The 23,526-nt window shown below is 36.1% G+C and carries 29 protein-coding genes and 1 tRNA gene; 17 read left to right on the top strand and 13 right to left on the bottom strand.

Going from position 1 to position 23,526, the window contains the following annotated elements; translation table 11 throughout:
• Positions 1-1,002 (bottom strand): aromatic/alkene monooxygenase hydroxylase subunit beta, encoded by a 1,002-nt coding sequence (locus ACTJJH_RS17770; protein WP_002119874.1) that lies wholly within the window; start codon positions 1,000-1,002, stop codon positions 1-3.
• 21 nt (positions 1,003-1,023) lie between these two features.
• Positions 1,024-1,311: a phenol hydroxylase subunit gene (locus ACTJJH_RS17765; RefSeq protein ID WP_000193471.1), complete on the bottom strand. Its 288-nt coding sequence runs from the start codon at positions 1,309-1,311 to the stop codon at positions 1,024-1,026.
• A 369-nt stretch (positions 1,312-1,680) separates the two neighbouring features.
• On the opposite strand from ACTJJH_RS17765, the gene mobR reads away from it, so the two are divergent.
• Entirely contained in the window at positions 1,681-3,351 is a 1,671-nt protein-coding gene (gene mobR, locus ACTJJH_RS17760; RefSeq protein WP_440601531.1) for a phenol degradation transcriptional regulator MobR, read from the top strand.
• Between the two features lie 57 nt (positions 3,352-3,408).
• On the opposite strand, the gene ACTJJH_RS17755 is transcribed toward mobR, so the two are convergent.
• Positions 3,409-3,609 (bottom strand): heavy-metal-associated domain-containing protein, encoded by a 201-nt coding sequence (locus tag ACTJJH_RS17755; RefSeq protein ID WP_078210158.1) that lies wholly within the window; start codon positions 3,607-3,609, stop codon positions 3,409-3,411.
• Between the two features lie 166 nt (positions 3,610-3,775).
• On the opposite strand from ACTJJH_RS17755, the gene ACTJJH_RS17750 reads away from it, so the two are divergent.
• The 3 genes from ACTJJH_RS17750 to ACTJJH_RS17740 all read left to right on the top strand — a co-directional run bounded on the left by ACTJJH_RS17750 (position 3,776) and on the right by ACTJJH_RS17740 (position 7,159).
• Positions 3,776-6,247, top strand: a complete 2,472-nt coding sequence (locus ACTJJH_RS17750) for a heavy metal translocating P-type ATPase (protein WP_440601530.1) — start codon at positions 3,776-3,778, stop codon at positions 6,245-6,247.
• Between the two features lie 75 nt (positions 6,248-6,322).
• On the top strand, positions 6,323-6,724 hold the full coding sequence (gene cueR / locus ACTJJH_RS17745) for a Cu(I)-responsive transcriptional regulator (protein ID WP_001020650.1): 402 nt from the start codon (positions 6,323-6,325) through the stop codon (positions 6,722-6,724).
• A 27-nt stretch (positions 6,725-6,751) separates the two neighbouring features.
• Positions 6,752-7,159, top strand: coding sequence for a GFA family protein (locus tag ACTJJH_RS17740; RefSeq protein ID WP_410562864.1), 408 nt, complete (start codon positions 6,752-6,754; stop codon positions 7,157-7,159).
• A 607-nt stretch (positions 7,160-7,766) separates the two neighbouring features.
• On the opposite strand, the gene ACTJJH_RS17735 is transcribed toward ACTJJH_RS17740, so the two are convergent.
• Both ACTJJH_RS17735 and ACTJJH_RS17730 read right to left on the bottom strand, forming a co-directional pair.
• On the bottom strand, positions 7,767-8,123 hold the full coding sequence (locus ACTJJH_RS17735; protein ID WP_005070246.1) for a four-helix bundle copper-binding protein: 357 nt from the start codon (positions 8,121-8,123) through the stop codon (positions 7,767-7,769).
• Between the two features lie 459 nt (positions 8,124-8,582).
• On the bottom strand, positions 8,583-8,912 hold the full coding sequence (locus tag ACTJJH_RS17730; protein ID WP_440601529.1) for a hypothetical protein: 330 nt from the start codon (positions 8,910-8,912) through the stop codon (positions 8,583-8,585).
• A 443-nt stretch (positions 8,913-9,355) separates the two neighbouring features.
• Between ACTJJH_RS17730 and ACTJJH_RS17725 the strand changes: the two genes are divergently transcribed.
• Both ACTJJH_RS17725 and ACTJJH_RS17720 read left to right on the top strand, forming a co-directional pair.
• Positions 9,356-9,949 (top strand): LysE family translocator, encoded by a 594-nt coding sequence (locus ACTJJH_RS17725; protein ID WP_005076893.1) that lies wholly within the window; start codon positions 9,356-9,358, stop codon positions 9,947-9,949.
• 48 nt (positions 9,950-9,997) lie between these two features.
• Positions 9,998-10,216, top strand: a complete 219-nt coding sequence (locus ACTJJH_RS17720; RefSeq protein WP_017481389.1) for a hypothetical protein — start codon at positions 9,998-10,000, stop codon at positions 10,214-10,216.
• 255 nt (positions 10,217-10,471) lie between these two features.
• On the opposite strand, the gene xseB is transcribed toward ACTJJH_RS17720, so the two are convergent.
• Together xseB and xseA are read right to left on the bottom strand one after the other, a co-directional pair.
• Positions 10,472-10,666: an exodeoxyribonuclease VII small subunit gene (gene xseB, locus ACTJJH_RS17715; RefSeq protein ID WP_002119890.1), complete on the bottom strand. Its 195-nt coding sequence runs from the start codon at positions 10,664-10,666 to the stop codon at positions 10,472-10,474.
• Positions 10,656-11,921: an exodeoxyribonuclease VII large subunit gene (gene xseA, locus ACTJJH_RS17710; protein WP_440601528.1), complete on the bottom strand. Its 1,266-nt coding sequence runs from the start codon at positions 11,919-11,921 to the stop codon at positions 10,656-10,658. The genes xseB and xseA overlap by 11 nt, the downstream gene beginning before the upstream one ends.
• 255 nt (positions 11,922-12,176) lie before the next feature.
• Here xseA and ACTJJH_RS17705 point away from each other — a divergent pair.
• Both ACTJJH_RS17705 and ACTJJH_RS17700 read left to right on the top strand, forming a co-directional pair.
• Positions 12,177-12,253 (top strand) — tRNA-Met (locus ACTJJH_RS17705).
• A 175-nt stretch (positions 12,254-12,428) separates the two neighbouring features.
• Positions 12,429-12,662: a hypothetical protein gene (locus ACTJJH_RS17700; protein WP_002119938.1), complete on the top strand. Its 234-nt coding sequence runs from the start codon at positions 12,429-12,431 to the stop codon at positions 12,660-12,662.
• Positions 12,663-12,813: 151 nt separating this feature from the next.
• On the opposite strand, the gene ACTJJH_RS17695 is transcribed toward ACTJJH_RS17700, so the two are convergent.
• Positions 12,814-13,485, bottom strand: a complete 672-nt coding sequence (locus tag ACTJJH_RS17695; RefSeq protein WP_017481391.1) for an XRE family transcriptional regulator — start codon at positions 13,483-13,485, stop codon at positions 12,814-12,816.
• Between the two features lie 673 nt (positions 13,486-14,158).
• Between ACTJJH_RS17695 and ACTJJH_RS17690 the strand changes: the two genes are divergently transcribed.
• The 3 genes from ACTJJH_RS17690 (at position 14,159) to ACTJJH_RS17680 (ending at position 15,588) form a co-directional block, all read left to right on the top strand.
• Positions 14,159-14,413, top strand: a complete 255-nt coding sequence (locus ACTJJH_RS17690) for a hypothetical protein (protein WP_002119927.1) — start codon at positions 14,159-14,161, stop codon at positions 14,411-14,413.
• A 209-nt stretch (positions 14,414-14,622) separates the two neighbouring features.
• Positions 14,623-15,012, top strand: a complete 390-nt coding sequence (locus tag ACTJJH_RS17685) for a hypothetical protein (protein ID WP_002119864.1) — start codon at positions 14,623-14,625, stop codon at positions 15,010-15,012.
• A 30-nt stretch (positions 15,013-15,042) separates the two neighbouring features.
• Positions 15,043-15,588: a glycoside hydrolase family 108 protein gene (locus ACTJJH_RS17680; protein ID WP_311082781.1), complete on the top strand. Its 546-nt coding sequence runs from the start codon at positions 15,043-15,045 to the stop codon at positions 15,586-15,588.
• A gap of 96 nt (positions 15,589-15,684) precedes the next feature.
• On the opposite strand, the gene ACTJJH_RS17675 is transcribed toward ACTJJH_RS17680, so the two are convergent.
• Positions 15,685-16,302 carry a LysE family translocator gene (locus ACTJJH_RS17675; protein ID WP_014206232.1) on the bottom strand — a complete coding sequence of 206 codons (618 nt, stop codon included), beginning with the start codon at positions 16,300-16,302 and terminating at the stop codon, positions 15,685-15,687.
• 239 nt (positions 16,303-16,541) lie between these two features.
• On the opposite strand from ACTJJH_RS17675, the gene ACTJJH_RS17670 reads away from it, so the two are divergent.
• From ACTJJH_RS17670 to ACTJJH_RS17655, 4 genes are all read left to right on the top strand, one after another.
• The gene (locus tag ACTJJH_RS17670; protein ID WP_032056596.1) at positions 16,542-17,474 is read left to right on the top strand and encodes an LpxL/LpxP family acyltransferase; all 933 of its coding nucleotides are present in this window, start codon (positions 16,542-16,544) and stop codon (positions 17,472-17,474) included.
• A gap of 343 nt (positions 17,475-17,817) precedes the next feature.
• Positions 17,818-18,033 carry a cold-shock protein gene (locus tag ACTJJH_RS17665; RefSeq protein WP_005070223.1) on the top strand — a complete coding sequence of 72 codons (216 nt, stop codon included), beginning with the start codon at positions 17,818-17,820 and terminating at the stop codon, positions 18,031-18,033.
• A gap of 222 nt (positions 18,034-18,255) precedes the next feature.
• Positions 18,256-18,480: a hypothetical protein gene (locus ACTJJH_RS17660; protein WP_005076883.1), complete on the top strand. Its 225-nt coding sequence runs from the start codon at positions 18,256-18,258 to the stop codon at positions 18,478-18,480.
• 354 nt (positions 18,481-18,834) lie between these two features.
• On the top strand, positions 18,835-19,644 hold the full coding sequence (locus ACTJJH_RS17655) for a pyrroline-5-carboxylate reductase family protein (protein ID WP_440601527.1): 810 nt from the start codon (positions 18,835-18,837) through the stop codon (positions 19,642-19,644).
• Positions 19,645-19,659: 15 nt separating this feature from the next.
• On the opposite strand, the gene ACTJJH_RS17650 is transcribed toward ACTJJH_RS17655, so the two are convergent.
• The 3 genes from ACTJJH_RS17650 to ACTJJH_RS17640 form a co-directional block, all read right to left on the bottom strand.
• Positions 19,660-19,776: a hypothetical protein gene (locus tag ACTJJH_RS17650; RefSeq protein WP_002117441.1), complete on the bottom strand. Its 117-nt coding sequence runs from the start codon at positions 19,774-19,776 to the stop codon at positions 19,660-19,662.
• Between the two features lie 178 nt (positions 19,777-19,954).
• Positions 19,955-20,440, bottom strand: coding sequence for an Lrp/AsnC family transcriptional regulator (locus ACTJJH_RS17645; protein WP_031944142.1), 486 nt, complete (start codon positions 20,438-20,440; stop codon positions 19,955-19,957).
• A 234-nt stretch (positions 20,441-20,674) separates the two neighbouring features.
• Positions 20,675-21,349, bottom strand: coding sequence for an HAD family hydrolase (locus tag ACTJJH_RS17640; RefSeq protein ID WP_025466012.1), 675 nt, complete (start codon positions 21,347-21,349; stop codon positions 20,675-20,677).
• 191 nt (positions 21,350-21,540) lie between these two features.
• Between ACTJJH_RS17640 and ACTJJH_RS17635 the strand changes: the two genes are divergently transcribed.
• Both ACTJJH_RS17635 and ACTJJH_RS17630 read left to right on the top strand, forming a co-directional pair.
• On the top strand, positions 21,541-22,308 hold the full coding sequence (locus ACTJJH_RS17635) for a class I SAM-dependent methyltransferase (protein ID WP_284108481.1): 768 nt from the start codon (positions 21,541-21,543) through the stop codon (positions 22,306-22,308).
• A gap of 285 nt (positions 22,309-22,593) precedes the next feature.
• Positions 22,594-22,932, top strand: coding sequence for a hypothetical protein (locus ACTJJH_RS17630; RefSeq protein ID WP_017481398.1), 339 nt, complete (start codon positions 22,594-22,596; stop codon positions 22,930-22,932).
• 509 nt (positions 22,933-23,441) lie between these two features.
• On the opposite strand, the gene ACTJJH_RS17625 is transcribed toward ACTJJH_RS17630, so the two are convergent.
• On the bottom strand, positions 23,442-23,526 hold an 85-nt coding region (locus ACTJJH_RS17625), incomplete at its 5' end, for an IS3 family transposase (protein WP_202743106.1).

Here is a 23,526-nt window from a genome sequence, read left to right as displayed (position 1 = left end):
TTAAGCATTTGCAAGTTCTAGTTGTAGGCCGAGTTTTTTTGCTCGATCAATCACAACTTGTTCTGCTTGATCGACTGCATCTGCTGTTAAGGCTGCTGTTGCCCAAGGTGTAAAGGCTGCTTTTACTTGAGCTAAAGACTGGGTGAACCATTCATTTAATAGCTGTTTGTTATGATCGGATTCTGCTGCCGCAGTTTTAATGACGGTGTCTGACCACTTACGTAAATCACCTAAAGTGTCTTTCATAAATTCAGTCAGCATGGCTAAGTCACGAGCATTTTGACTCACTAACCACTGATCAAACTGTTGATAAACAAGCTCGGTCACAAAGCCGTCAATCACAAGATTTTGTAATAAAAAGAGTTTGAAGTAGTCTTGCTCGGTGAGGCTTTCTTCACACAGACGGCGTAAGCCTTGCCATGCAGGATGTTGCATCCAAGCCTGTTTTGCCTGCTGTAGTGAGTCGCCGCTGTTGCCATCTAAAGCTAAGCCAATCCGTGAGATGTACTGCGCAATTCCTAAATGATCCATCGCGGCATAAATACAAGCTTGGGTAAGTACGGTGCCATAACCATAGGCACTGCCAGACATCATGTGTAAGTTTGCAGTTTGTTCAACGTGGCGAAATGGCAATAGGCATTCAATAACCTTGGCTTTGACTTCGTCAGACAAATGCTCTGCAAGCTGACGTTTTTCAAAAAAAGCAAAATTACTTTCGGCTGTGTCCTGTAAACGCGCACGGTGCTGAACATAAGTTCCATAATAGAATTGACGTGGATCTTTAAATGCATACCAGTCTTGCATTTGCAGGGCAGTATGGGTTTTATCATTTAAGGTCTTTTCAGGTTTCCACAAAGGACGATAGTGAAAGTTAGTTTCTGCCTGTACATCAAAACTTACTTCTTGATATCGAGTTGCTGGCTTACTACCAAATCGTCTTTCGATATAAGCATAGTTCTGGCGGATAGGTTCGACATTTGACGTTTTGATTTCTAAAGTCATGGCTTTATCTCCTTATATTTTTTACATCTGATCATCGTGATCGTTGCTATTACGTTGCGTGCCGACTAAGGTTGCTTCAGTGCCATAGCGCCATTTTTCTTCCTGAGCATCATTAAAAGCTTGCTGTTCTTGGGTCATTTCAACCACTTGATTGGTCTTACAAAAATCATTAAATGCATGTTTAGGCAAAACCAGTTCCACAAATAGACTTGGGTCGTGAATGGCAAAATCGAATTCGATAAACTCTGCGTTTAAGTCGCCAGTGACCCGAATATATTTGGTTAATGCTTCGACTTGAGGTTGCGTCATGCTGTACTCCATCAAGACATGGTCTTGAAATTGATGAATGCTCCTTGCTCTCGCTATAAGCTTTACAAAAGCTATGCCAACTTTATTTTTATTATTAAAAACAATTAATTAAGTTTTTTATGGAAAGTAAGGTATTTTTAAAATTCACCATTTCATGAATTTTTTTGAATGGTGAAATAGAGATATTCATGATTTGATGAATAGGGTCGTAAAAATTTCTTTTTAGATTGTTTGAGGCTTTAAATGGAGAGATTTAGAAATACTTTTTTAGTATGAAGTTATGTCTTTAAGGTACTAGGACATTTATCTGGTTCTTCGATAAGATGAGATAAAACCCAAATGTGTTTAATGGATTAAAACAGATCACTCATGGCTCGAGTAAAATACGATACAACGGGACGATACGCAGATCATCCGCAAGAAATTCACGATTTGCTGTCTAAACTGCACTTTGATACTGCCCACGGCCAAATCTGGTTTGATGAATATCGGATGCTGCTTTTACACACCAGCATTATGGGATATTTGCGTAAAGACTTAGCGCACATGATTGGACTTGAGCGGACTAAGCGTTTCTTTATTCGTTTAGGTTATCAAGCTGGGTTAAAAGATGCAGAAGTTACAACAAAAATGCGTCCCGATTTAAATGAACACGATGCTTTTATGGCGGGCCCACAAATGCATGCGATTCGTGGAATGGTGCAAGTACAGACCAACCAGCTCAATTTAAGCCATGATAAAAAACAGTTTTATGCCGATTTAAATTGGCTCAATTCTTTTGAAGCCGATGTGCATTTAGAGCATTTTGGCTCAAGTGATGAACCTGCGTGCTGGATGCTTCTGGGTTATGCGTGCGGCTACAGTAGTTTTGCAACGGGCATGACCATTATTTATCAAGAAATAGAGTGTAAAGCTTGCGGCGATGAGCATTGCCGTATTATTGGTAAGCCTTTAGAAGAGTGGGAAAATGCTGATGAGCTGATTCAGTTCATGTCACCCGAACCTATGGAAAAAGAACTGATTGCGTTGCAGGCTGAACTTTTTGAGCTTAAAAAATCAATTTATAGCGACAGCGAAGTCGATTACCAATTATTTAGCTCTGTGGGTAAGTCAGCATCTTATAAACAGGTCTGTGCATTATTAACAAAAGCAGCAGGCTCGAAAGTTTCTATTTTACTACAAGGCGAAACAGGGGTTGGTAAAGAAGCTTTTGCACGAGGGGTTCATGCAAATAGCCAAAGAAAAGACCAACCTTTTGTTGCAGTAAACTGTGCAGCGATTCCACCAGAGTTAATTGAGTCTGAGTTATTTGGGGTAGAAAAAGGGGCTTATACAGGAGCACATCAGTCTCGCTTGGGTAAGTTTGAACGAGCCAATGGTGGTACGATTTTTTTAGATGAAGTGATTGAGCTTTCTCCTCGTGCACAAGCAGCACTATTACGCATTTTGCAGGAAGGTGAATTTGAGCGAGTCGGAGATTCACAGACACGTATTTTAGATGTCCGTGTAATTACAGCAACCAATGAAGATCTTGAGCAGGCTGTAAAAACAGGGCGATTTCGCGCAGATTTATATTATCGCTTAAATATTTTCCCAGTGCAGATCCCGCCTTTGCGAGAGCGCCGTGAAGATATTCCTTTATTGGTTGAACACTTTCTTCATCGCTTTGAAAAAATGTACGGCAAAACCATTCAGGGTGTAAGTGAAAAGACCAAAGTTTTTATGCAGCAATATGAATGGCCGGGAAATATTCGTGAGTTGGAAAATTTATTAGAAAGGGCTGTTTTATTAACGGATGATCAGCAACTGATTAAGTTAAATGCCATTTTCCCACAGATCAAGCATGACCCAGAGCAGGCTGTAGTTGTTGAAACCGACTTTGAGCAATTGTTGCAGGCAGAGTTTAATTTAGAAGAACACGAGAAGCAGTTAATTTTAACGGCTTTAAAAAAGGCAAATCATAATGTGTCTGAAGCGGCACGTTTATTGGGGCTAACTCGGGCAGCACTGGATTATCGAATTAAAAAATTTCAGCTTTGAGTCAATATCAACAAGCTCAAAAATAAAGGCCTAACTTTAAACGTTAGGCCTTATCGACTATTGCACTTTCGCTGGGAAACCATCTTCTTCAAGTGCTTCGGTAATTTTATCGATGCTTTCACTACTTTCAACAGTCACGATTTTGGTCGCTAAGTCTACATCTACTTTTGCATTTGGATCGACGTCCTGAATCGTCGCAGTCACACCACGTGCACAGCCGCCACAAGTCATATTTTCAATAAGTAGTTTCATGTTCATACTCCATCAAGAATGAGATATTTGTTTGGATAACACTGAGTCTAAACCTTGTCATGATTGTAAGGTCAAGACCAAATTTTTAAAAAAATATGCTTGACCTTCCCATGATGGGAATCTGTATGCTCAATACAGAATATTAAATTTTGCAGATTTGCAGAGGTGTTTGATGGACTCAAAAACCACAAAATTGCCAGCATATAGTGAAACACTTCCAATCGAAGGCATGACCTGTGCTTCGTGTGTAGGTCGTGTCGAAAAAGCACTTAAGAAAGTTGAAAATGTAGAGATTGCCAACGTTAATTTGGCAACAGAAAAAGCCGTTGTTTATTCAAATCAACCAATCCAGCGCGAAGCACTGATTAAAGCAGTTGAAAGAGCAGGTTATGATGTTCCAAAAGCCGCACCAGTTGAGTTATCTATTGAGGGCATGACCTGTGCATCTTGTGTTGCACGTGTAGAAAAAGCCCTTAAAAAAGTAGACGGCGTTCAACAAGCTACAGTTAACTTAGCAACAGAGCAGGCTTGGGTACAAGCAGATGCATCAGTTAATGTTGAAGACTTAATTCGCGCTGTTAAAAAAGCAGGTTATGACGCGAAAGCATCTGAAAAAAATCAAAATGAGCAACTCGATAAAAAAGCATCAGAGTTAGATCAGCTTAAAAAAGATTTGATCATTTCGATTGTGTTGGCCTTACCTGTGTTTATTTTGGAAATGGGTTCACATCTCATTCCAGCTTTTCACATGTGGATCATGGACACGATTGGTCAATACAATAGCTGGATTTTACAGTTTGCTTTAACCACCTTAGTTCTTGTTTTTCCTGGTCGCCGTTTTTACCAAAAAGGGATTCCAGCCTTATGGCGTTTAGCACCCGATATGAACTCGCTAGTGGCAGTTGGCACCTTGGCTGCCTACAGTTTTTCAGTGGTAGCAACCTTTATACCGCATGTGTTACCACAAGGCACGGTTAATGTTTACTTTGAAGCGGCTGCCGTTATTGTCAGTTTAATTTTACTCGGACGTTATTTTGAAGCCAAAGCTAAAGGGCGTACTTCACAAGCGATTCAACATTTGGTAGGAATGCAGCCTAAGACAGCCCGTATTCAACGTGACGGTCAAGTGGTTGAAGTTGCTGTTGCTGAAGTGGTCAGTGGAACTATTGTAGAAATTCGTCCGGGTGAACGTGTGCCAGTCGATGGTGAAGTGGTTGAAGGGCACAGCTACATTGATGAATCTATGATTACGGGTGAACCAGTTCCTGTTGAAAAAGTAGTGGGACAACAGGTGGTTGGAGGCACGGTCAATCAAAACGGAACACTGAACATTCGGGCAACCGCAGTGGGTAGCTCATCTGTACTTTCACAAATTATTCGTATGGTTGAACAAGCCCAAGGTTCTAAACTTCCGATTCAGGGCTTAGTCGATAAAGTCACCATGTGGTTTGTACCTGTAGTGATGTTAATTGCTGCAATTACTTTCTTGGTTTGGTTTATTTTTGGGCCAGAACCTGCGCTGACTTTTGGTTTAGTGAATGCGGTTGCGGTACTGATTATTGCATGTCCTTGTGCGATGGGACTTGCAACACCAACTTCTATTATGGTCGGTACTGGACGTGGTGCCGAGTTAGGTGTCTTGTTCCGTAAAGGTGAAGCTTTGCAGCTTTTACAAGAAGCGCAAGTAGTTGCAGTTGATAAAACGGGTACACTCACCGAAGGCAAACCGACACTGACTGACTTTAATGTGCAATCTGGCTTTGAACGCAAACAAGTGCTGATTTTAGTGGCTTCGGTCGAAGCTAAGTCTGAACACCCGATTGCTCTCGCGATTGTTCAAGCAGCAGAAAATGAAGGCCTAAACCTATTACCAGTAACAGCATTTAACTCGATTACAGGTTCAGGTATTGAAGCAGAAGTTTCAGGCCAAAAAGTACAAATTGGCGCAGACCGTTATATGCACCAACTTGGTTTAGACACCAACTCTTTCCAAGCGATTGCTGCTCAGTTAGGTGAAGAAGGCAAAACCCCGCTATACGTTGCTATTGATCAAAAACTTGCGGCAATTATTGCTGTGGCAGATCCAATTAAAGAAACAACCTATGCTGCGATTGAGGCCTTGCATCAATTAGGTCTCAAAGTTGCCATGATTACAGGAGACAACCGTCATACGGCGCAAGCAATTGCCAAAAAGCTGAATATTGACGAAGTTGTGGCAGAGGTTTTACCCGAGGGCAAAGTGGACACAGTCCGCCAACTGCAAAAACAGTATGGGCGCTTAGCTTTTGTTGGTGATGGTATTAACGATGCACCAGCCTTGGCGCAAGCAGATGTCGGTTTAGCTATTGGTACAGGAACAGATGTTGCCATCGAAGCAGCTGATGTTGTGCTCATGTCAGGTAGTTTAAAAGGCGTACCGAATGCAATTGCATTAAGTAAAGCCACCATGCGAAACATACGTCAAAACCTGTTCTGGGCATTTGTATATAACGTAGCCCTAATTCCAATTGCAGCAGGGGCATTATATCCAGCATTTGGTGTGTTACTTTCACCGATGTTTGCAGCAGGCGCGATGGCACTTTCTTCGGTCTTTGTTTTAGGCAATGCATTACGCTTAAAACGCTTTCATGCGCCAGTAGAGTAAGCGTGCTGAAAATCAACTTTTGGTTTAAGATCATGACAGCAGGTCTTAAACCAAATTTAATATTTGAGGTGTGAGATGAATATCGGTCAGGCATCCAAACATTCGGGCATTTCGGCGAAAATGATTCGCTACTATGAAGAAATCGGTTTACTTGAAGCAGCTCAGCGTTCTGCTTCTGGCTATCGCATATATTCAGAAACAGACCTTAAAACTTTAAACTTTTTAAAGCATGCTCGAGAGTTAGGTTTTTCATCTGAACAGATGAAAGAGCTTATTTCACTTTGGAAAAATACTGATCGGCATAGTGCAGAGGTGAAAGCCTTAACCGTCAAACACATTGCCGAATTAAAGCAAAAAATTGCCCACCTACAAGAAATGGTTAATATTTTGCAGGCTTCTGCCGATGATTGCTGTGGCGACCAACAGGCTTCTTGTGCCATTTTAGACCACATTGAGAAAGGGGTGGGTGTAAGCTAAATCCCATAAAAATAAAAGGGTAAAATCATGATTTATACAGCTTCTTGTCTTTGTAATGGTGTTCAACTCAGCATTAATGCTGAATTAAATCCCATTATGGTTTGTCATTGTAAGCAATGCCAAAAAGCCCAAGGGGCTGCTTTTGCAGCTATTACACAGGTACAGAAAACTGATTTAAACATTGTACAGGGTGAAAATCTTTTGCAAGCGTATTTTGCTTCTCCAAACAAAAAGAGAGTGTTCTGTAAAACTTGCGGTTCACCGATCTGGAGTGAACGTTTAGATAAGTCAGAAGTGGTACGCCTGAGGGTCGGACTTATTAATGAAGAAATATCGATGCCAGTCATCTCTCATGCTTTTGTCAATTCACAAGTGAAGTGGTATCCAATTTGTGATGACGCTCGCCAATATCCAAATGGGGTAGAAAACCCTTAAATATTAAGGATAGATCGTATTTTGTTCATTTGTAAAAAAACGTGAACAACACTAGTCATGAATAAATAATGTGCTATAAATGTACTTAAGGTAATCGTAATATCTCCTCGCTCCACAGGGAAACTTGGGACAGGGCAAAAGATACGATAAAACCTTACATATAGCTAGCAAAGAGCAAACAAGAGTTGGATAGACACAACGCTTATATTGCTCACCGTTGCAGAAAAGCCCGTGAAACGGGCTTTTTTAATGCCTGTAAAAAACTATTTCTTATTTGGAAATATCTTATATTTTTAAACTATTTATGAAAAAGTAATGTAAAAATAATAAAATATTTCAAATATACAGACTCTTCTGTATTGCAATTTGTTTTTATTAAGGGTACATTTGGTTAACGGTTTAAAGTTCAAGTTTAATAATGAACTCATGGTCGTTGTGGGAGATCTAAGAGCCTGCATTTTCCCCAAGATGCGGGTTTTTTTTATGCCTATAAAAAAGTAAAAATTGTAATTAGTTTAAATAAAGAATATTTAATTCAATGTTATTTAAAATATTTTAATGAGCCTACGATCTAAAGATTGCGTAGGCTTAAAGTTGTAAATACCACTTAGGCACGATATGCCAGACAAGCTTGTGCGCAAGCAAGGCACGCTTTAGCACAAACTTGGCAGTGTTCATGGTCATGTTTACTGCATTCTGCTGCACAAAGTTGACAAGCGTTCGCACAAAGTTGCATGGCTGATTCTGCTAGTTCAGAGTTTCTGAGTTCTAAAGACGTACAAAGTTGGCAGGTTTCTACACATGTCATGCAATGCTTAATACATTCACGCATCATGTGCACATGTTCTTCTTGCAAACATGCAGCTGCACATGTTTTGCAGGCAATCATACATTCAATACATGCTTGAATTGAGGTAGAAGCATTACAAAATAAAGAAGAGTTGGTTTCTTGTTGAGTTTCCATAAAAGTTCTCCTGTCGAAGACTATTATTAAAAAACAGAATATTGTTATCTCTTTTCATTTTATAAAATCATTTCTTTGGTAGGTGAGTTTGAAATGAAAGGTCTACAAACGCTCAATAGGGTTTAACCTCGTATAAGAATGTTACATCTAGCTACTTCAGTTATAAATTTCAAAACTACTTGCCCAGCATTAGATTTAAAATTTGATTCGATATAATACTTTTGGCTAATTTCTTATTGTGTGAAAATTGTGCAAATTATCAGTGTGAACTTTAAGGGCACACGAAATGGAAAACGTTAATCAATTTGCTCACGGAGCTGAGCATGAAGTCCACATACATTGCAAACGATCATTAAGCACTTTAATACTGAGTATGCTCGTATTAATTACAACTGGTCGTTAAAAGAAAAAGCACCTAAGGGTGCTTTTTCTATATGAGTTTAAAGTAAATACCTTCACTTAAGAGTCTATAAAGCCACGCCGTTTTTTGTAGGCTTTACGGTCATAAGAAGGGATGTTTGATTGCTGGAGATCAATCGCGAGTTGTTTCTTGCGTTGAAACTGGACTTCACTTAGAAGAGCAGCATAAATTTTGGGACGATCAGTTTTAAACTTTTCTACATCCAACGGAATCGTATCTTCATTCTTAACAATGTACAGCACAGAGCCATTGCCATTCGTTTCATAAACCGTCCAACCAACTCGTACAATGTAGAGTCCGGTTTTCTGATTCTTACCTAAATAAGATTTAAAACCATCTGGATAAGGGCGAACATAAGCATTCATCATGCATCCTCCATCATCTGATTTATTTGATGAAAGCGACAATCAAAGAATTGATGGGGAACGGGACATCATATTCAGTAAAATCACGATTTCTAGTTGTTTATATATTGATCAATTTTCAAATTTCAAGTAAGAAAAAAAGCGTTTATTAAATAAGCTGAATAAGAACTAAATATTAAAAATAACGGCTTATTTTTCTGTGAAAAAAAAGCTTGATTTAATGGTTTAGCGAGCAGAAAAAATAGCGCTTATTCTATGTTTCTGTGATCGATTTTGCATATTTAAAATTATTGAAATAGTAAGTGAATTTGTAGTCAGGTGGAGTTAATTGTTTGTTTTAAAATTAAAAAAATAAACTTCAATATTTCTTGTTACAACCATTATGTCGACAATAGATATTCCTTTTTGACATATTTCGCCTAGCATAATTAAAGAGTTCGTTGCCTATGGTGTCATTTATGTTTATTGGACTTGTGGTCACCATTTTGTTGACTCCGGGCCCAACAAATACATTGTTAGCCTCGGCTGGAATACAAGCAGGGGTGAAGCAGTCTCTTAAACTTATTCCTGCTGAAGTGATGGGTTATCTCATTGCAATTACTTCATGGGGTGTTTTGCTTGAGTCAGTTTCACATTTTATCCCTTGGCTTCCTGCCTTATTAAAGTTAATAAGTGCAACTTTTATTCTCTACCTTGCATTTAAACTTTGGATAACATCAACAAATGACATCAAATTAGACAACCCACTGATTACGCCTAAGGCTTTATTTGTTGCAACACTTTTAAATCCTAAAGCTTTACTCTTTGCTTCTGCTATTTTTCCACATGCAGCATGGGAAGTGCTTCACGTTTATTTTGTGCATATTGCTATTTTTTTATCATTAATTACACCCATTGCATTTTTATGGATTGCTTTTGGAACCGTATTAATTTCAAACAAAGTAACTTGGTTAAACCAACGTAATTTACAACGTACGGCTGCATTTATTTTAACTTTTTTTGCGATGCCAATCGGCTATTCTGCGATTAGCTCATTTTAAACTTAACCCTTTATTTATATTAAAAAATTTAATTTTCAGGAGATTTTCATGACAAGATTAAAAGTAATTATCAAGGATCAGTTTGATAAAGAATCAATTGCTTTGGCAAAAGTTAGACCCATGAATGACCACGTGCTTGAGCTTCATAAAAGTGTTGAACATATTGAAATTAATGACGATATTATTTTACCCAATATGGATTTGCTCTATGAAAACCCTAAAGACGGCAAAATTTATCAGTTAATTGGTCCATTCAGTGAGGAATAACTCTTAAATTAAATTTAACAATAACCATGAGTAGAGTTTGTGTTTGTATGGTCTTAATAGAAGTCGTTTTATTTAAGAGGTGGTGAAAATTAAGCCAAACTAACGTATAGACACAATTAAAATATTGAACATCTAAAATGGTTATGGGACTATGCCTCTGTGTAAAAATGTGACCTAATCCACATTTTTGCATTTCAGGATTAAGTGGATTTCACTAAGCCCATTTCTTCAATGAGAAGTAGGAGTGGGCTTTTTTTATTCTTTGAATGTCTCATCTAGAGCTTGTTGAACAGCTTCAATACGTGATTTACATGCTTTATAAGCCGTAATAGATTCTTCAACAATTTTCATTAAATTATCGATATCCGGGCTTTCCTGAGATTCAAGTAATTCGGCATTTTTCTTCAAAATGTCATGACCATCTTTAAACGTTAATTCTTCATTCTTCATTTGGAATTACCTGCGTAATGTTGGCTTCAACCACACCATCTTGCATCTCAATAGCAAGGGCGGGGCTTGAAATTTGGTGTATAGAGCGAATCGCTTTTCCTTCTGATCTAACAATTGCATAGCCCTTGGCCTGAACCTGTTTCGGGTTTTGCAAAAGAATTTCTTTCATCAAAGATTCGATTTGGGCTAATGAAAATTTAACTTGTTGCTGTGAGCTAAACTGAATACGTTCTTTCATCTGGTCAAGCAAACGATGTGCCGAGCTAAGTTGACTCTGTGCGGATGACTTAATGTGATGAAGCAGTTGATCATTCTTGCTTTGATAGATCGTGATTTGATGCTGAGAAAGTAGCTTAATCGTTTGCAGACTATCTACAGCTTCTTGTACGCGTTCAACAATGTGGTTTCGGATGCCAGCAATCACTTTACTTGGTGTATCAAATGAGCGATGAGCAATTTCATCAAGAATTGTACGGTCTTTTTCATGCCCTATGCCTACCCAAATGGGTACACTCCGTTTGCAAAGTAGAGCGGCAAGTTCATAATCATTTAAATAAGCTAAATCATTCACCGATCCACCACCGCGAATAATCACAATTAAGTCAGGTGGAAAGTTAAACGTACTGGCCCATTGCCTTAAACCTGAACCTAAGGATTCAATCAAGCTGGTTGCAGCCGTGTTTCCTTGAAAAGTAGCGGTGTGATACACAAAATGGCAAACCCCATTTCGCTCAAGTGCATCTGCATCTTTTTTAAAGTCACCAAGGCCCGCAGCATTTTGAGGAGCAATGACTAAAACATTTTGAATATCAAAAGGAGTGGGAAGAAGTTTATTTTTATGGATTAAACCTTCTTGAGTAAGGCGTTCAATAATTTGCTGATAACGTTTAGCAATTTCACCCAACGTAAAGCTTGAGTCAATCTCTTCGATGTTGACCGAAAATCCATATTGAGGATCAAAACGTGCTCTAATTTTGATGAGCACATTTAAGTCGCTCGAAATCTCAATCCCAGTTTCACGTTCAAACTTTAAAACAATTTTACTCGCTGAAAATTTCCAGATTGTGGCTTTACAGCTGGCAATGACTTTATCAGTCTCTGCATCTTTTTCTGCGAGTTCTAAATAGTAATGGCCGCCCTTAATATTTAAATTTCGAATTTCTGCTTTTACCCAAACTGGCTCATCAAAAGCCACACGTATGACTTCCTGAACTGTGCCGAGATATTCACTAAGGGAAAACTGAGGTTCAGACATACGAACTAAAAATTAAAGGGCCAAACTAGATAGTATAAAAGCCATCCAACCAAGGCAATTGTTGTCTATGAATATCGGGTTCTATTTAAAATAAATACAACAATTTAAAGAATTAAAAATTGAAATTGATAGGTGAATTTAGACTGAATGGTTAAAATGAAAAAATAATAAAAAGAGAATTGTTAATAATTACAACCGATTAAAAAATAAAGTTTGCTTTATAAAATAGATGAGCGTATAAAGCTTACTTCCAATTGCGGGGTGGAGCAGTCTGGTAGCTCGTCGGGCTCATAACCCGAAGGTCGTTGGTTCAAATCCGACTCCCGCATCCAAAAATATTATGCTCTGTGATGTACCACTTTTCATAATACGAAAATTATGAAAAGCAATTAGCTTATAAATAACCCTATATAAAGCTAAATATTAAATTCTAGACGAACTGTCCATACCCTAAATCTAGCGTTCTAATTACATACCGTAAAATCACATGAGCTCAGTGATGAGTGAATGATTGTGAATATAGTAAATGAGTGGCACATTGCCACAGCCGTAAATGGCAATGAAATTAATGTGAGGATTGTTCCTCATGTGCGTAAACAAAACTCTCTCGATGGATATCGTTGGGTCGAAGTTGGTAAAAAAATTCAACTTCAATCTGGTGAAGAAATTGAGTTAAATCAAGATGGTAAAAGCTTCTATGCCGGATTTAATCAACTTTATCGTTTAAATACATATTGTTGATAAAACCATGGTAATAAAGCGAGAGAACCTATCTCTTTTAAAGGAGATAGGTTTTTTTATGTTTACAGGTTATATAAATAATTAAAGTTATAAAAAGGCTGAAATGATTAAAAAGCTCGTATTATTATTTTAATTATATTTAATAACTAAATTAGCCTGCTCGCCAAAACTGGCGACCCATAACCTTAAAGTTTTTACCGTTCTCTTCTGTTACGCGTCGATCTCTAAATTTTTCATTTAAGCTGTGCAAAATTAAAGAACCATCTGCTTCTTTAAAAATCTGTTTAATCATTCCTTCACCGGCAAAGTAAACCGCATAAATCTCGCCATCAATGACTTCAGTCTGTGAGATATCAATACCGACCAAATCTCCATCTTTAATGTAGTCGGTCATACTATCGCCTTTAGCTTTAATAATACGCATGCATTCTTGTGCAACACGTTTTTCTTTAAAGAATGAAGCGGGGAAAGGAATTTTTCCATTAATAGCATCAAAATGAAATTCAATAGATTCACCAGTCCCACAAGAAAAGTTAGCTTCTACGACTTCAATCCAGACATATTGATCGGTAGATTCTGCACTCACCACAGTCGGGCTTAATACATCACTTTCTCTAAAAGAGTCTTCAGTATTCCCAGTCGTTAACCAATAACCATCCACTCCTAAAAATTGGGCAATTAAAGGAAGAAATGCAGATTTTAAATTTTTCCCTGACTCTAAAGCCTGATAGGCAGGTTGTGACATCTTTACAGCTTCTGCCACTTCAGCCTGAGTTTTTTTGGCTTTAATTCTAGAGTCTTTTAAACGGTCTTTAAGAGCCATAATGGTTACACCAGTAAACTTATAACAAATATATAACTTAAGTTATATCTAGTAAAACAACTATAGTTATTGACTAATAATAACTATAGTTATAATATCAGTTATATCTCAAGATAAATAGAGAAATTTTAAGTGGTGCCTAAGTCACTATTTATTGCTTTATCAAAGCTTTGAGATGGAAGCTAAATTTATTTTGTTTCTAGAGGTAGCAGAATAAAAGGGAGATAGCTCAATTATTATTTGCAAACAGGCTATCAAAACAAAAATTGGAATAAAAAAAAGCCCGATTCCGTGGATCAGGCTTAATGTTCGTCGATAAAGGGTATCAAGAACATGAAGAATTTAACAAAGATTGTGAGACCTAACAAAAGTTTCCGATATACGGCAAAGCCTTATATGAACTTTTTGGTCAAAAAATTAAGGCGTGTAAAAAGCTTAAATCCACAAAATTTAATACTTTTTTACATTTTTAGAAAAGGAAATATTTGTTTATAAATTAGTGACTTAATTGCATATAGTTGGGTTCTTTATGATTGTTGTACCAGATGAAACGTTTTGAACACACATTTGTAGTCATAGCTTAGCTATATTGCTCAAAGAATGTATCAAAACCTCAAGAATAACAAACGATAAAGACGCCTTACTAACGAGTACATTGAGTTGGAGATAGTGAATGACTACAGCAATGCAGAACAGAGCTAAACAACTTAAAAATGCAAAACGTGGAGGGTATATCCCGACAATTGCCAAAGACGTAAACAAATATAAGGTACAAAAAATAAAAAGGGCACTTGAGGAGGCCAAGCAGATTGTAAATGAGCTTGAAGATGACGCATTCGAATTCGATGATCAAGTCTCTATGCAAAAAGCGATTGGTGCAATCACAGTGATTGAGTTGATTGAACAAGCCTTAAACGGTGCACACTAACAGGCTTTAGCATACAAACATTCTTTCTCGGACCCCTGAAATAAATGGGGTCAAGGATAAGTTCGTCTTGCAATTTAGCGCTGCTTTAAAGCGTTAGTGTTTTTTATTGACTGTAATAAAGAAAACGAAGGGATTAATAAACATTGAAAACCACAAGCTGGTCAACGTGATGAGTTTTCAAGTTTTACCCTTTAGCGCAGGACAAAGTCATGGAAACAGTTTCTAGCAGTGGGTTAGCCACATTTTTAAATTTTTATAGTATTGCAATTATGGTGGCTTTGGCAGTCAGCTTAGTTGTCGCAGTTGTATTGATGATGCGTTTTCCTCGTTCTCCACAAGAATGGATTGTTGCTCTCATCTGTACAGTAGTTTCAAGCCTGACAGGCGGCTCATTCATTATTATGAAATGGAACCTGCATGAATGGGTATCCGATATTTGGGGAATGATCACCCTATCTGGATTTTTCTTCATCTGTGGTTTACCGGGCTGGGCTATTGTGAGATGGATATTTAACTTCATCAATAAACAAGAAGGTAAAACGATTGTAGAGGTCATTAAAGACCTAAAAAAAGCAAAAGATGATCTCCAAAATAGCTAAAGACAGCTTTAAATATAAAGGTAGAATAAAATGAATATTGATCAATACTTAGAAAAAGTTATCAGCCGAGAAGGCGGATATGTTAACCATCCATCAGATCATGGCCATGCGACTAAATTTGGCATTACAGAAGCAGTCGCTCGATCGAACGGATATCAAGGCAACATGCAAGACTTGCCCTTAAGTATCGCCAAATCTATTTATAAGCAAAAATACTGGCTTGAACCACAGTTTGACCAGATTAATGCGATTAGCCCAGCTATTGCAGAAGAGTTACTGGATACAGCTATAAATTGTGGCATCAATTTTACAAAGCCTTTATTACAACGTGCTTTAAATCTGCTGAATAAGCAGGGGAAGGAAGGTTGGTCAAATCTTGTGGTAGATGGCCAGTACGGACCTCTTACTTTGCAAGCACTGGCTACGTACTTAAATAGACGTAATAAAGAGGGTGAAAAAGTACTCGTGCGCATTTTAAATATTATGCAAGGGCAGCATTATATTGAAATTACCGAGAACAACCCTAACTACGAAGATTTCTTTTATGGTTGGATATTAAACAGAGTAATACTCTAAAAATGTATTAGAAGAGAACATGTTTAAAGATCTAATGAGTTAAAAAGCCTAACCATGAGTTAAGGCTTTTTAACAAATAATAGGTCGAGCAATGCTTTATTGTGCGATGAGTAAAATGGCAAGCAGAAAGAAAATAGCGCCACTAATTTTGTTGAGAATCGAGAAATTATTTCCAGCCAACATCTTCTCTTTGAAAATCGAAGAAAAATTTGCGTAAACTAAATGAATTAAAAAACCAATAAAACAAAAGGTTAAAGAAAGAATTAAAAATTGATTTAAAATCTCTTTCTTGATATCAATAAATTGAGGGAAGAGTGCGATAAAAAATACGATTGTTTTAGGATTAAGCAAAGATGCGAATAGGCCCTGATAAAACAATTTAGATTTACTTACAGCTTTATCTTTTTGTTGATCGGTCATTAACTCTTGGGTTGCAAGTTTTTTAGTGAAGTTTTTATATCCGAGATACATTAGATAAAATGCACCAATAAACTTTAAAACCGTAAAAATAGTAGGATTACTGGTAATAATAAGTCCTACACCGCTGGCAGAAATTACAGCGATCACAAACATACCAATAATTAAACCACTTATTCCAAACAAAGCAGTTTTAACACCATAGTTAATTGAATTTGTGACAGTAAATAAAACTCCCGGTCCTGGGCTTAATAGGGTAAGAAATGCTATTGTTATAAATACTAAAAGACCGCTCACGCTGATATATCCTATTTATCAATTGAGGCAAGATTGTGCGGTTACTTTAAATGAGAAAATAATCGATGTATACAGAAGGTTATGTATATTTAAGGCTTAAATAGATTAAATATTTAAAATATAGATTTATATAAATAAATAGGACATATAAAACTATAAAAGTGAAAGCAACATAAACACACAACGTTAAAAATTGAGCATGTTAGTATACTAAGTCTATACCTCAAGAAATCTATAGTATGACGAAAAATGAACGGCAGTTTAAATCTGGCGAGTTTCAATTTTCCTTTTTAGCGTTTAAATATTGGGGTATATGGTTTTTAGCTTTTATTCTAATGTTATTTGCGATGTTACCTTGGGCTATTCAATGGCGCCTTGCTGACTTACTATCAAAAATAGCGTGGAAATCTTTAAGTTCTCGAAGAAAAACTACACTACGTAATTTACAAGCATGTTTCCCAGAAAAAACACCTTTGCAAATTGAGGCAAAAGCTAAACAGGTTTTTGTTGATACTTTAACGGGTGTATTTGAAGCTTTAAATGCTTGGTATTGCCCAAATTGGTTTAAAAGTCGTGTTCACATAGATGGTTTAGAAAATTTAACTAATAATCAGGAAAATGGCGTACTTTTATTAGGTACCCACAGTACGCTTTTAGATGCAGGTGGAGCGGCATGTACTTTATTCTTTAATATGGACGTGGTTTACCGACCTCAAAACAATCCGTTTTTAGATTTTTTGATTCATCGTAGTCGTGCGCGAGTGTATAAAAACCAAATTGCTCGAGACAACATGCGTGGACTCATACAAAACCTTAAACATGGTCATGCGATATGGTATAGCCCAGATCAGGACTTTGGCTTAAAACAAGGCGTAATGGCATCATTTTTTGGTATTCAGGCAGCTACTGTTACAGCGCATCGCAGACTAATGGATATCTCAAAAGCAGCAGCCGTGCCTTTATATTTTTATCGAAGTGGTGATATTCGTAACCCTCAATACCATGTGTTGGTAGAGCCAAAATTAGAAAACTTCCCGAGTGGCTGTGAAGTCAGTGACGCTGAAAGGGTAAACAAGATTATTGAGAATCAAATTCGAATTGCCCCTACACAATACATGTGGTTTCACCGACGCTTTAAAACACGCCCTGCTGGTGAACAGAAATTCTATTAATGGCGTCAGTAATTCAAGAATTAAAAGTACTTCTTTCAATTAAAATATAGAATATTAGATTTTTAATTGAAAGAATCTTTAATCAAATCAAGATGAAAGATGTTGAGTCAACACTATAAAATTTTTCTTGCTTTAATTATTTTGAATATCGATTGCAAATGATTTTGAAGCGTGTATAGTCGAGCATAACTAACAAAATATTCTTGTCATCATAAATTTCTATTTCGTAGTTTTATTTATAAGTCTTCGGTTCATTCAGATATTTAAGTTTTCACGTCTATTTTTTAGTTAAATTGGTTTCCCCAATAATAAGTTATAATATTTTAAAATTTAGGATAAATATATGTCTACTTCTACTGGTACAGTAAAATGGTTCAATGAAACTAAAGGTTTTGGTTTTATTGCGGCTGATGAAGGTAAGGATATTTTCGCTCATTTTACCGATATTCAAACACAAGGTTTTAAGGTTCTCTTAGAAGGCCAACGTGTTGAGTTTACTGTAGTACAGGGTAAAAAAGGCCCACAAGCTTCAAATATTGTGATTCTTCAGAATTCATAATTTCATAGAGCGACTAGAGTTGTTTTAAATATATTATTTAAATAGAATATGTTTAAGGCTAAAGCGCTTTAGAAGAGTTTAAAAACCCACTCTATCTTGTGGGTTTTTTATAAGTTTTAATTAAACTTATCTTTCAAAATAAAAAGCAGAATAAAAATATGCTCTTAAAAGTGCTTCTAAATTTTTTGTTAAAATATAAGTAATTAGGTGTATGGTACTCAAATGGATATTTGTATTGGCGGTATTTTAGACGGTCAAAAGATAGAAAATCATAATGATTTTTTTAAGATAGAAGAGCACTATTCAGACAATAGCTCTCAGTATGTTAAACAGCATTTCCACCTATTTGGAAAAATTTTTACCTTTTGGGTGTGCGAAGATATTGATTTACAACAGGCCATCAGAAAAGCCGAGAGAATTTTAGCGAACAAGAAAGAAACTCTTTAGTTGTTTGAACTAGAACACTTCAGTGTCTTGTTTTGGTTTAAAGATTTTCTTATTAAGTAATAGATATTCTTTATATAAGCTTAATAGAATTCGTTACAGAATTTTTTACAATACTCTTGTATATGTTACATAGATTAACATTTTTTTAGTGGTATTTACTAACAATAGTAATACATTAGGCTTAATCTAAAGTTGTTTTATTTATTGCGCAAATAAAACAAAACCCACTTTAATAATATATTTTATTAAAGTGGGTTCTTTATTCAGACGGTCATCATTAATTCAATATATATAATTAAATTATAGATAATATTTGTTGTTATAAACCTCTCTTAAGAAAGGAAAACATTTTAAATGTTAAATGCAGTACAACCTAATATTTGTTTTATTGGCAGTAGTAATTTAGCTTTAGCGTTAATAGGAGGGTTGGTTTTAAAAGGATTTCAAAAAGAAAAAATACACCTTATTGAAGAGAAAAAGATTAATGATACAAATGCTTTGAAGCAAAAAGAAAATGGACTAAAAAAAGCTGAAATTGTTGTTTTGCTACTAGAGCCTAAACAGTTAAAAGAGACACTTATACCGCTAAAAAAATGGTTAGCTAGTAAAATTATAGTTTCTATGATGGCGGGAGTAGATATTGCAAACTTAACTCGTTTTACGGGTTCGAAAAAAATTGTTCGTGTAATTTCAAATCCACCTGTGCTTACGCATACCGGGACGCATGTGCTTATTGCTTCAGAGCAAATGGACCAGCTGGATAAAGACCTAATTGAAATGCTGTACTCTGCAACTGGTCAGACTTTTTGGGCGCCGTCTGAAACGCAGACAGACGCAATTATTGCTTTGTCTGGTTCGGGACCAGCTTACTTTTTCTATCTTTTAGACAGCATGATAAAGACAGGGGTTTCTTTAGGACTTGATAAACAATTTGCTCTAGATTTAGCACTCCAAGCGGCTAGTGGCGCAGTTGAAATGGTCCGTAAAAGTAATGTCCCGCCAGCGGATCTGTGTGGTAAGGTGACGTTGGCTAACGGGATTACCGAATCAGCACTCAGAATGTTTGAACTAGGAAATGTATCTGATGATATACGTTTAGCCATGAAGGCCGCATATCATCGTAGTAAAGAAATCACTTCAGAAATTATTACTGAGGTGAGCTGATGCTTCTTTAGCAAACTAGGCCTTTAAAAAGTATTCCCAAATTACGAAGCCTAAGCCAAACCCAATAAAAGAGTAGAGGGTAATAATAAAGAATACAAAACTGGCCTTATTTTTTTTCTTCAAAATGTTCATGGCGATGCCTCCAATTCAGATTAATTACATTTTGAAGAGGTGAAGGCTGTAATCATAGATACAGAATTTTTTAAAAAAAATATAACAGAGCTATGATCTGTTATATTTTCTAGGTTCTATCTTAATAAAGATTTTTAAATCAATAAATTAAGGAATTATTTCTAAGTGTTTAGCATTTCTATTCGATTAACATTAAATCGGCTGTATTAGCAGATTTGAGAGGGCGTAGGGCAAAGGTCGAACGGGTGTGGCGTATTCCTTTAATTGAATAAAGCTTCTTTCTTAAAAATCGTTCGTAATGGTCAGCATCTTTGACTGCTACTTTAACCAGATAATCATAGTCACCTGTGACGAGATGAGCTTCCACTACTTCAGGTATATCTGCTAATGCTTCACTGAAATTTTCTAGCATTTCGTCATCGTGGCGCTCTAAAGTAATTTCAATAAAAAAGACTTCATGAATGCCAATCGCTTTTTGGTTTACGTTTACCGTATATCCTTCAATAATTTTTAAAGTTTCCAGACGTTTCAGTCGAGTCCAGCATGGAGAAGATGAAAGCCCTACTTCTTCGGCCAGTTGAGCTACAGTTAAACGGCCATTTCCACGTAATGCAGATAAAATTTTCCGATCTATACGATCTAGTGTGTATTCTGTTCTGTTCAAAATATAAACCAAAGAAGAATCTTCTGATAAAAATTAATATACTTCATTTTTATGCTGTGAATGTTTAAAAATTTTAAAAAATACAGGAAACATTTTGAGTCAAAGGTACATACACTATTTCTATGCATCGAACCTTTCTGGATAGAGGTTGGGATGGAGCAAAGAGCACTGTTTCAGTAAGGGTGACTAAACAGTGCTCTTTGCGGATTTAATAAAAAGAACAAATATCCTTTTCTAAAGAATGAAATCCTCTAATGTATTAATTGCTGGTTCTAGTTGATCGTAATGGTGAATTCTTTTATCCGCTACAGTCGAGCAGATAGAAGGATCTGGGTGAAAAAATATAGTTTTCATTCCTGCGTTATTAGCACCCTCAATATCGGCTTTATGATTATCTCCTACAAAAATACATTCATTAGGAGTACAGCCAAGTTCTTTACATGCATACTCAAATATCTGTCTATCTGGTTTTCGCATACCTACGGCTTCTGAGACGATAATTGTAGAAAAAAACTCTTTGAGACCGAGTGCATAAAAATTATTTTCTTGGAAGGGGGATTTACCATTAGAAACTAAGCCTAATTTATATCCTTTGTTATAAAGATTTTGAATTGTTTCTAGAACTTTCTCAAAAGGGCGGCAAAACTTATTAAAGTCGTTAATGTACGATTCAAGTAGGCTCTCAACACTAAAGTTTTTTATATTAAAATCTTCTAATAATTGAGAATAAACTAAATCTTTCCACACACTTCCATTGTTATCTAATTCGATAAATCTAGTTATAAAAGCTTGTTTATTTTCTTGTGATACCAATTGAAAAAAGTTTACTTGCCACTCAACAAATTTTATAAGGGATGTATTTCGGTCAAGTAGAGTTTGATCTAAATCAAATAAAATAATATTTGGCATTTTGGAGTGTTATAAAATTTTTAGATAAACACAGTATAGCTGTCTATTGGATTTAAGAATTTTCAATTTTTGTGCTTACTCTGTATTCAATTAAATAATAACTTTTATTTATGAATTGAAGAAAAACTAATCATTATTTTTTATCTAACTTTTCCTTTAATGTAATTCCATTACAAAGGAGGAGCAAGGTTATGATCACCCAGCATGATATAAATCAAAAACAATATCAAAATAAATCTCTCGACTATTTAAATAGCCAAGCTCATTCTGAAGGTATTGAATTTAATAAATTTATTAATGAGATTCAGAAAATTGAAAAAGCTGTAGTCCTTGATTTAGGCTGTGGTGGTGGGCATGTTTCCTACAATGTTGCTCCGCATGCCGACCTTGTTTTTGCTTACGATTTATCTCATGAAATGTTAGACACCGTGTCTAAGACGGCTAGCCAACGCAAATTAAAAAACATTTTTGTGCAGCAAGGCATTGCTGAGGACATGCCTTTTAGTGATCAGCAGTTTGATGTGGTCATTAGCCGATATTCTGCGCATCACTGGCAACATGTTCCGACTGCCATGAAAGAAGTAAACCGTGTGCTTAAGCCAGATGGTATTGTTATTTTTGTAGACATTATTAGTTCTAGCTCGCCCATATTAGATACTTTTTTACAGACCATCGAAACTATTCGAGACCCAAGCCATGTACGAAACTATAGTGTGAAAGAGTGGGTCTATTTTATTGAAGATGCAGGCTTTGATTTGGTGGGTTTAGATAAACAAACGCTTTCGTTAGACTTTGATAGTTGGGTAAAGCGCATGAAAACGCCTGAAGATCAAATCAAAACTTTACGTTATTTGCAGGAAGGTTCATCTGACCTTGTGAAGAAGTATTTTAAAATCCAAAATGACGGTAGCTTTGAAAGCCATGTGGGTTATTTTATCTTTAAGAAATTAGGGTTTTAACGTAGTGTTATGAATAAGGGTTTTAGTAGATTAGAAATGGATTAAATATCACTAAAACTCTTTTTTCGAATAACTCGAATAATATTAAAGATGGTTATAAAACAAATTTAATATCATTCACTTGATAAAAATTAATCACCCAATTTTATTAAGGTGATTAAGTATTCAAAAGAGATGGGGTTTTATCCCATTTTCTTTATTATTAATAGACACTTATAAATAATTATTATTTAATACGCCCGCAATATTATCACTAATACTTTTAATAACTTTGTCGGGGAAATAATGCGTAATATTTTAGTAACGATTTTCACTTTATTCTTAGCAACATCAATTTATGCTGCTCAAGAGTCTAGAAATCTTCTAGAGCAAACTCAGTGTGAGAAAGCAGTGGAACTGCATGGTTTTTTAAGCCGTGCTCAGCTTGATTGTAATTATCACTATTATTCAGAAGAGTTAAAGGATGCTGCCGCAAAATGTACTAAACATGATCTTGGTGAAAAATATGGTAGAGAGGTTATGAAATTTGGTATGAAGGAGTTTGAAGAGCGTAAGAAAGAGGACACACAGGGCCACTTTTGTCATAAGGTTTTAAAAGAGTTCCCCAAATATATTAAACAATAAAAAAATAAGGTTTTAAAAACCGATTCTAGCAAGTCGATAAGATGGATTTAATTATCCATTTTATCGGTGTATCACCAAATATAATTCCCTAATTAAACTAGATAATTAAATTTAAAAATCCACCCAATATCCGATTGACACTTGAAATCTCTCTTATTATTCTCTGCGGCGGAACGGAAGGGGGACATCTTCGGATGTGCTGATTTTTGGGTAAATCAGTCTGCTAACCCTCTTTTGTTCTATTATTATTTTTACTAAATAATGAGTTTTAATAAATTAGTTAAATATTTTAATCCAATAAAAAACAATATTTATTTAATTATTTTCTAGCCAATATCACATTGACACCTAAAACCCCTCCGATTATCCTTTGCCTGCTGGCCACATTGCCAGTCGGCTTTGACAGGCCGCATACCCAAAGCACACGAAAAAGTCTCTCTTTTTTGTGGGCATCCCTGCGTGCCCCCTCTGCGGCGGAATGATCTGACCCCATAAAGTTGGACAGTTAGTTAAGCAGTTTTTAAAAACTGGTTTCTATATTGTACAGGGGATAAACCTTGTAGCTTCACCTTGATTCTCTCATGATTATAATAA

Source organism: Acinetobacter sp. 22301, assembly GCF_052045285.1.
GTDB lineage: Bacteria > Pseudomonadota > Gammaproteobacteria > Pseudomonadales > Moraxellaceae > Acinetobacter > Acinetobacter pittii.
Note: the sequence above shows the minus strand (reverse complement) of the source record. Positions and strands in the feature narration are given on the sequence as shown.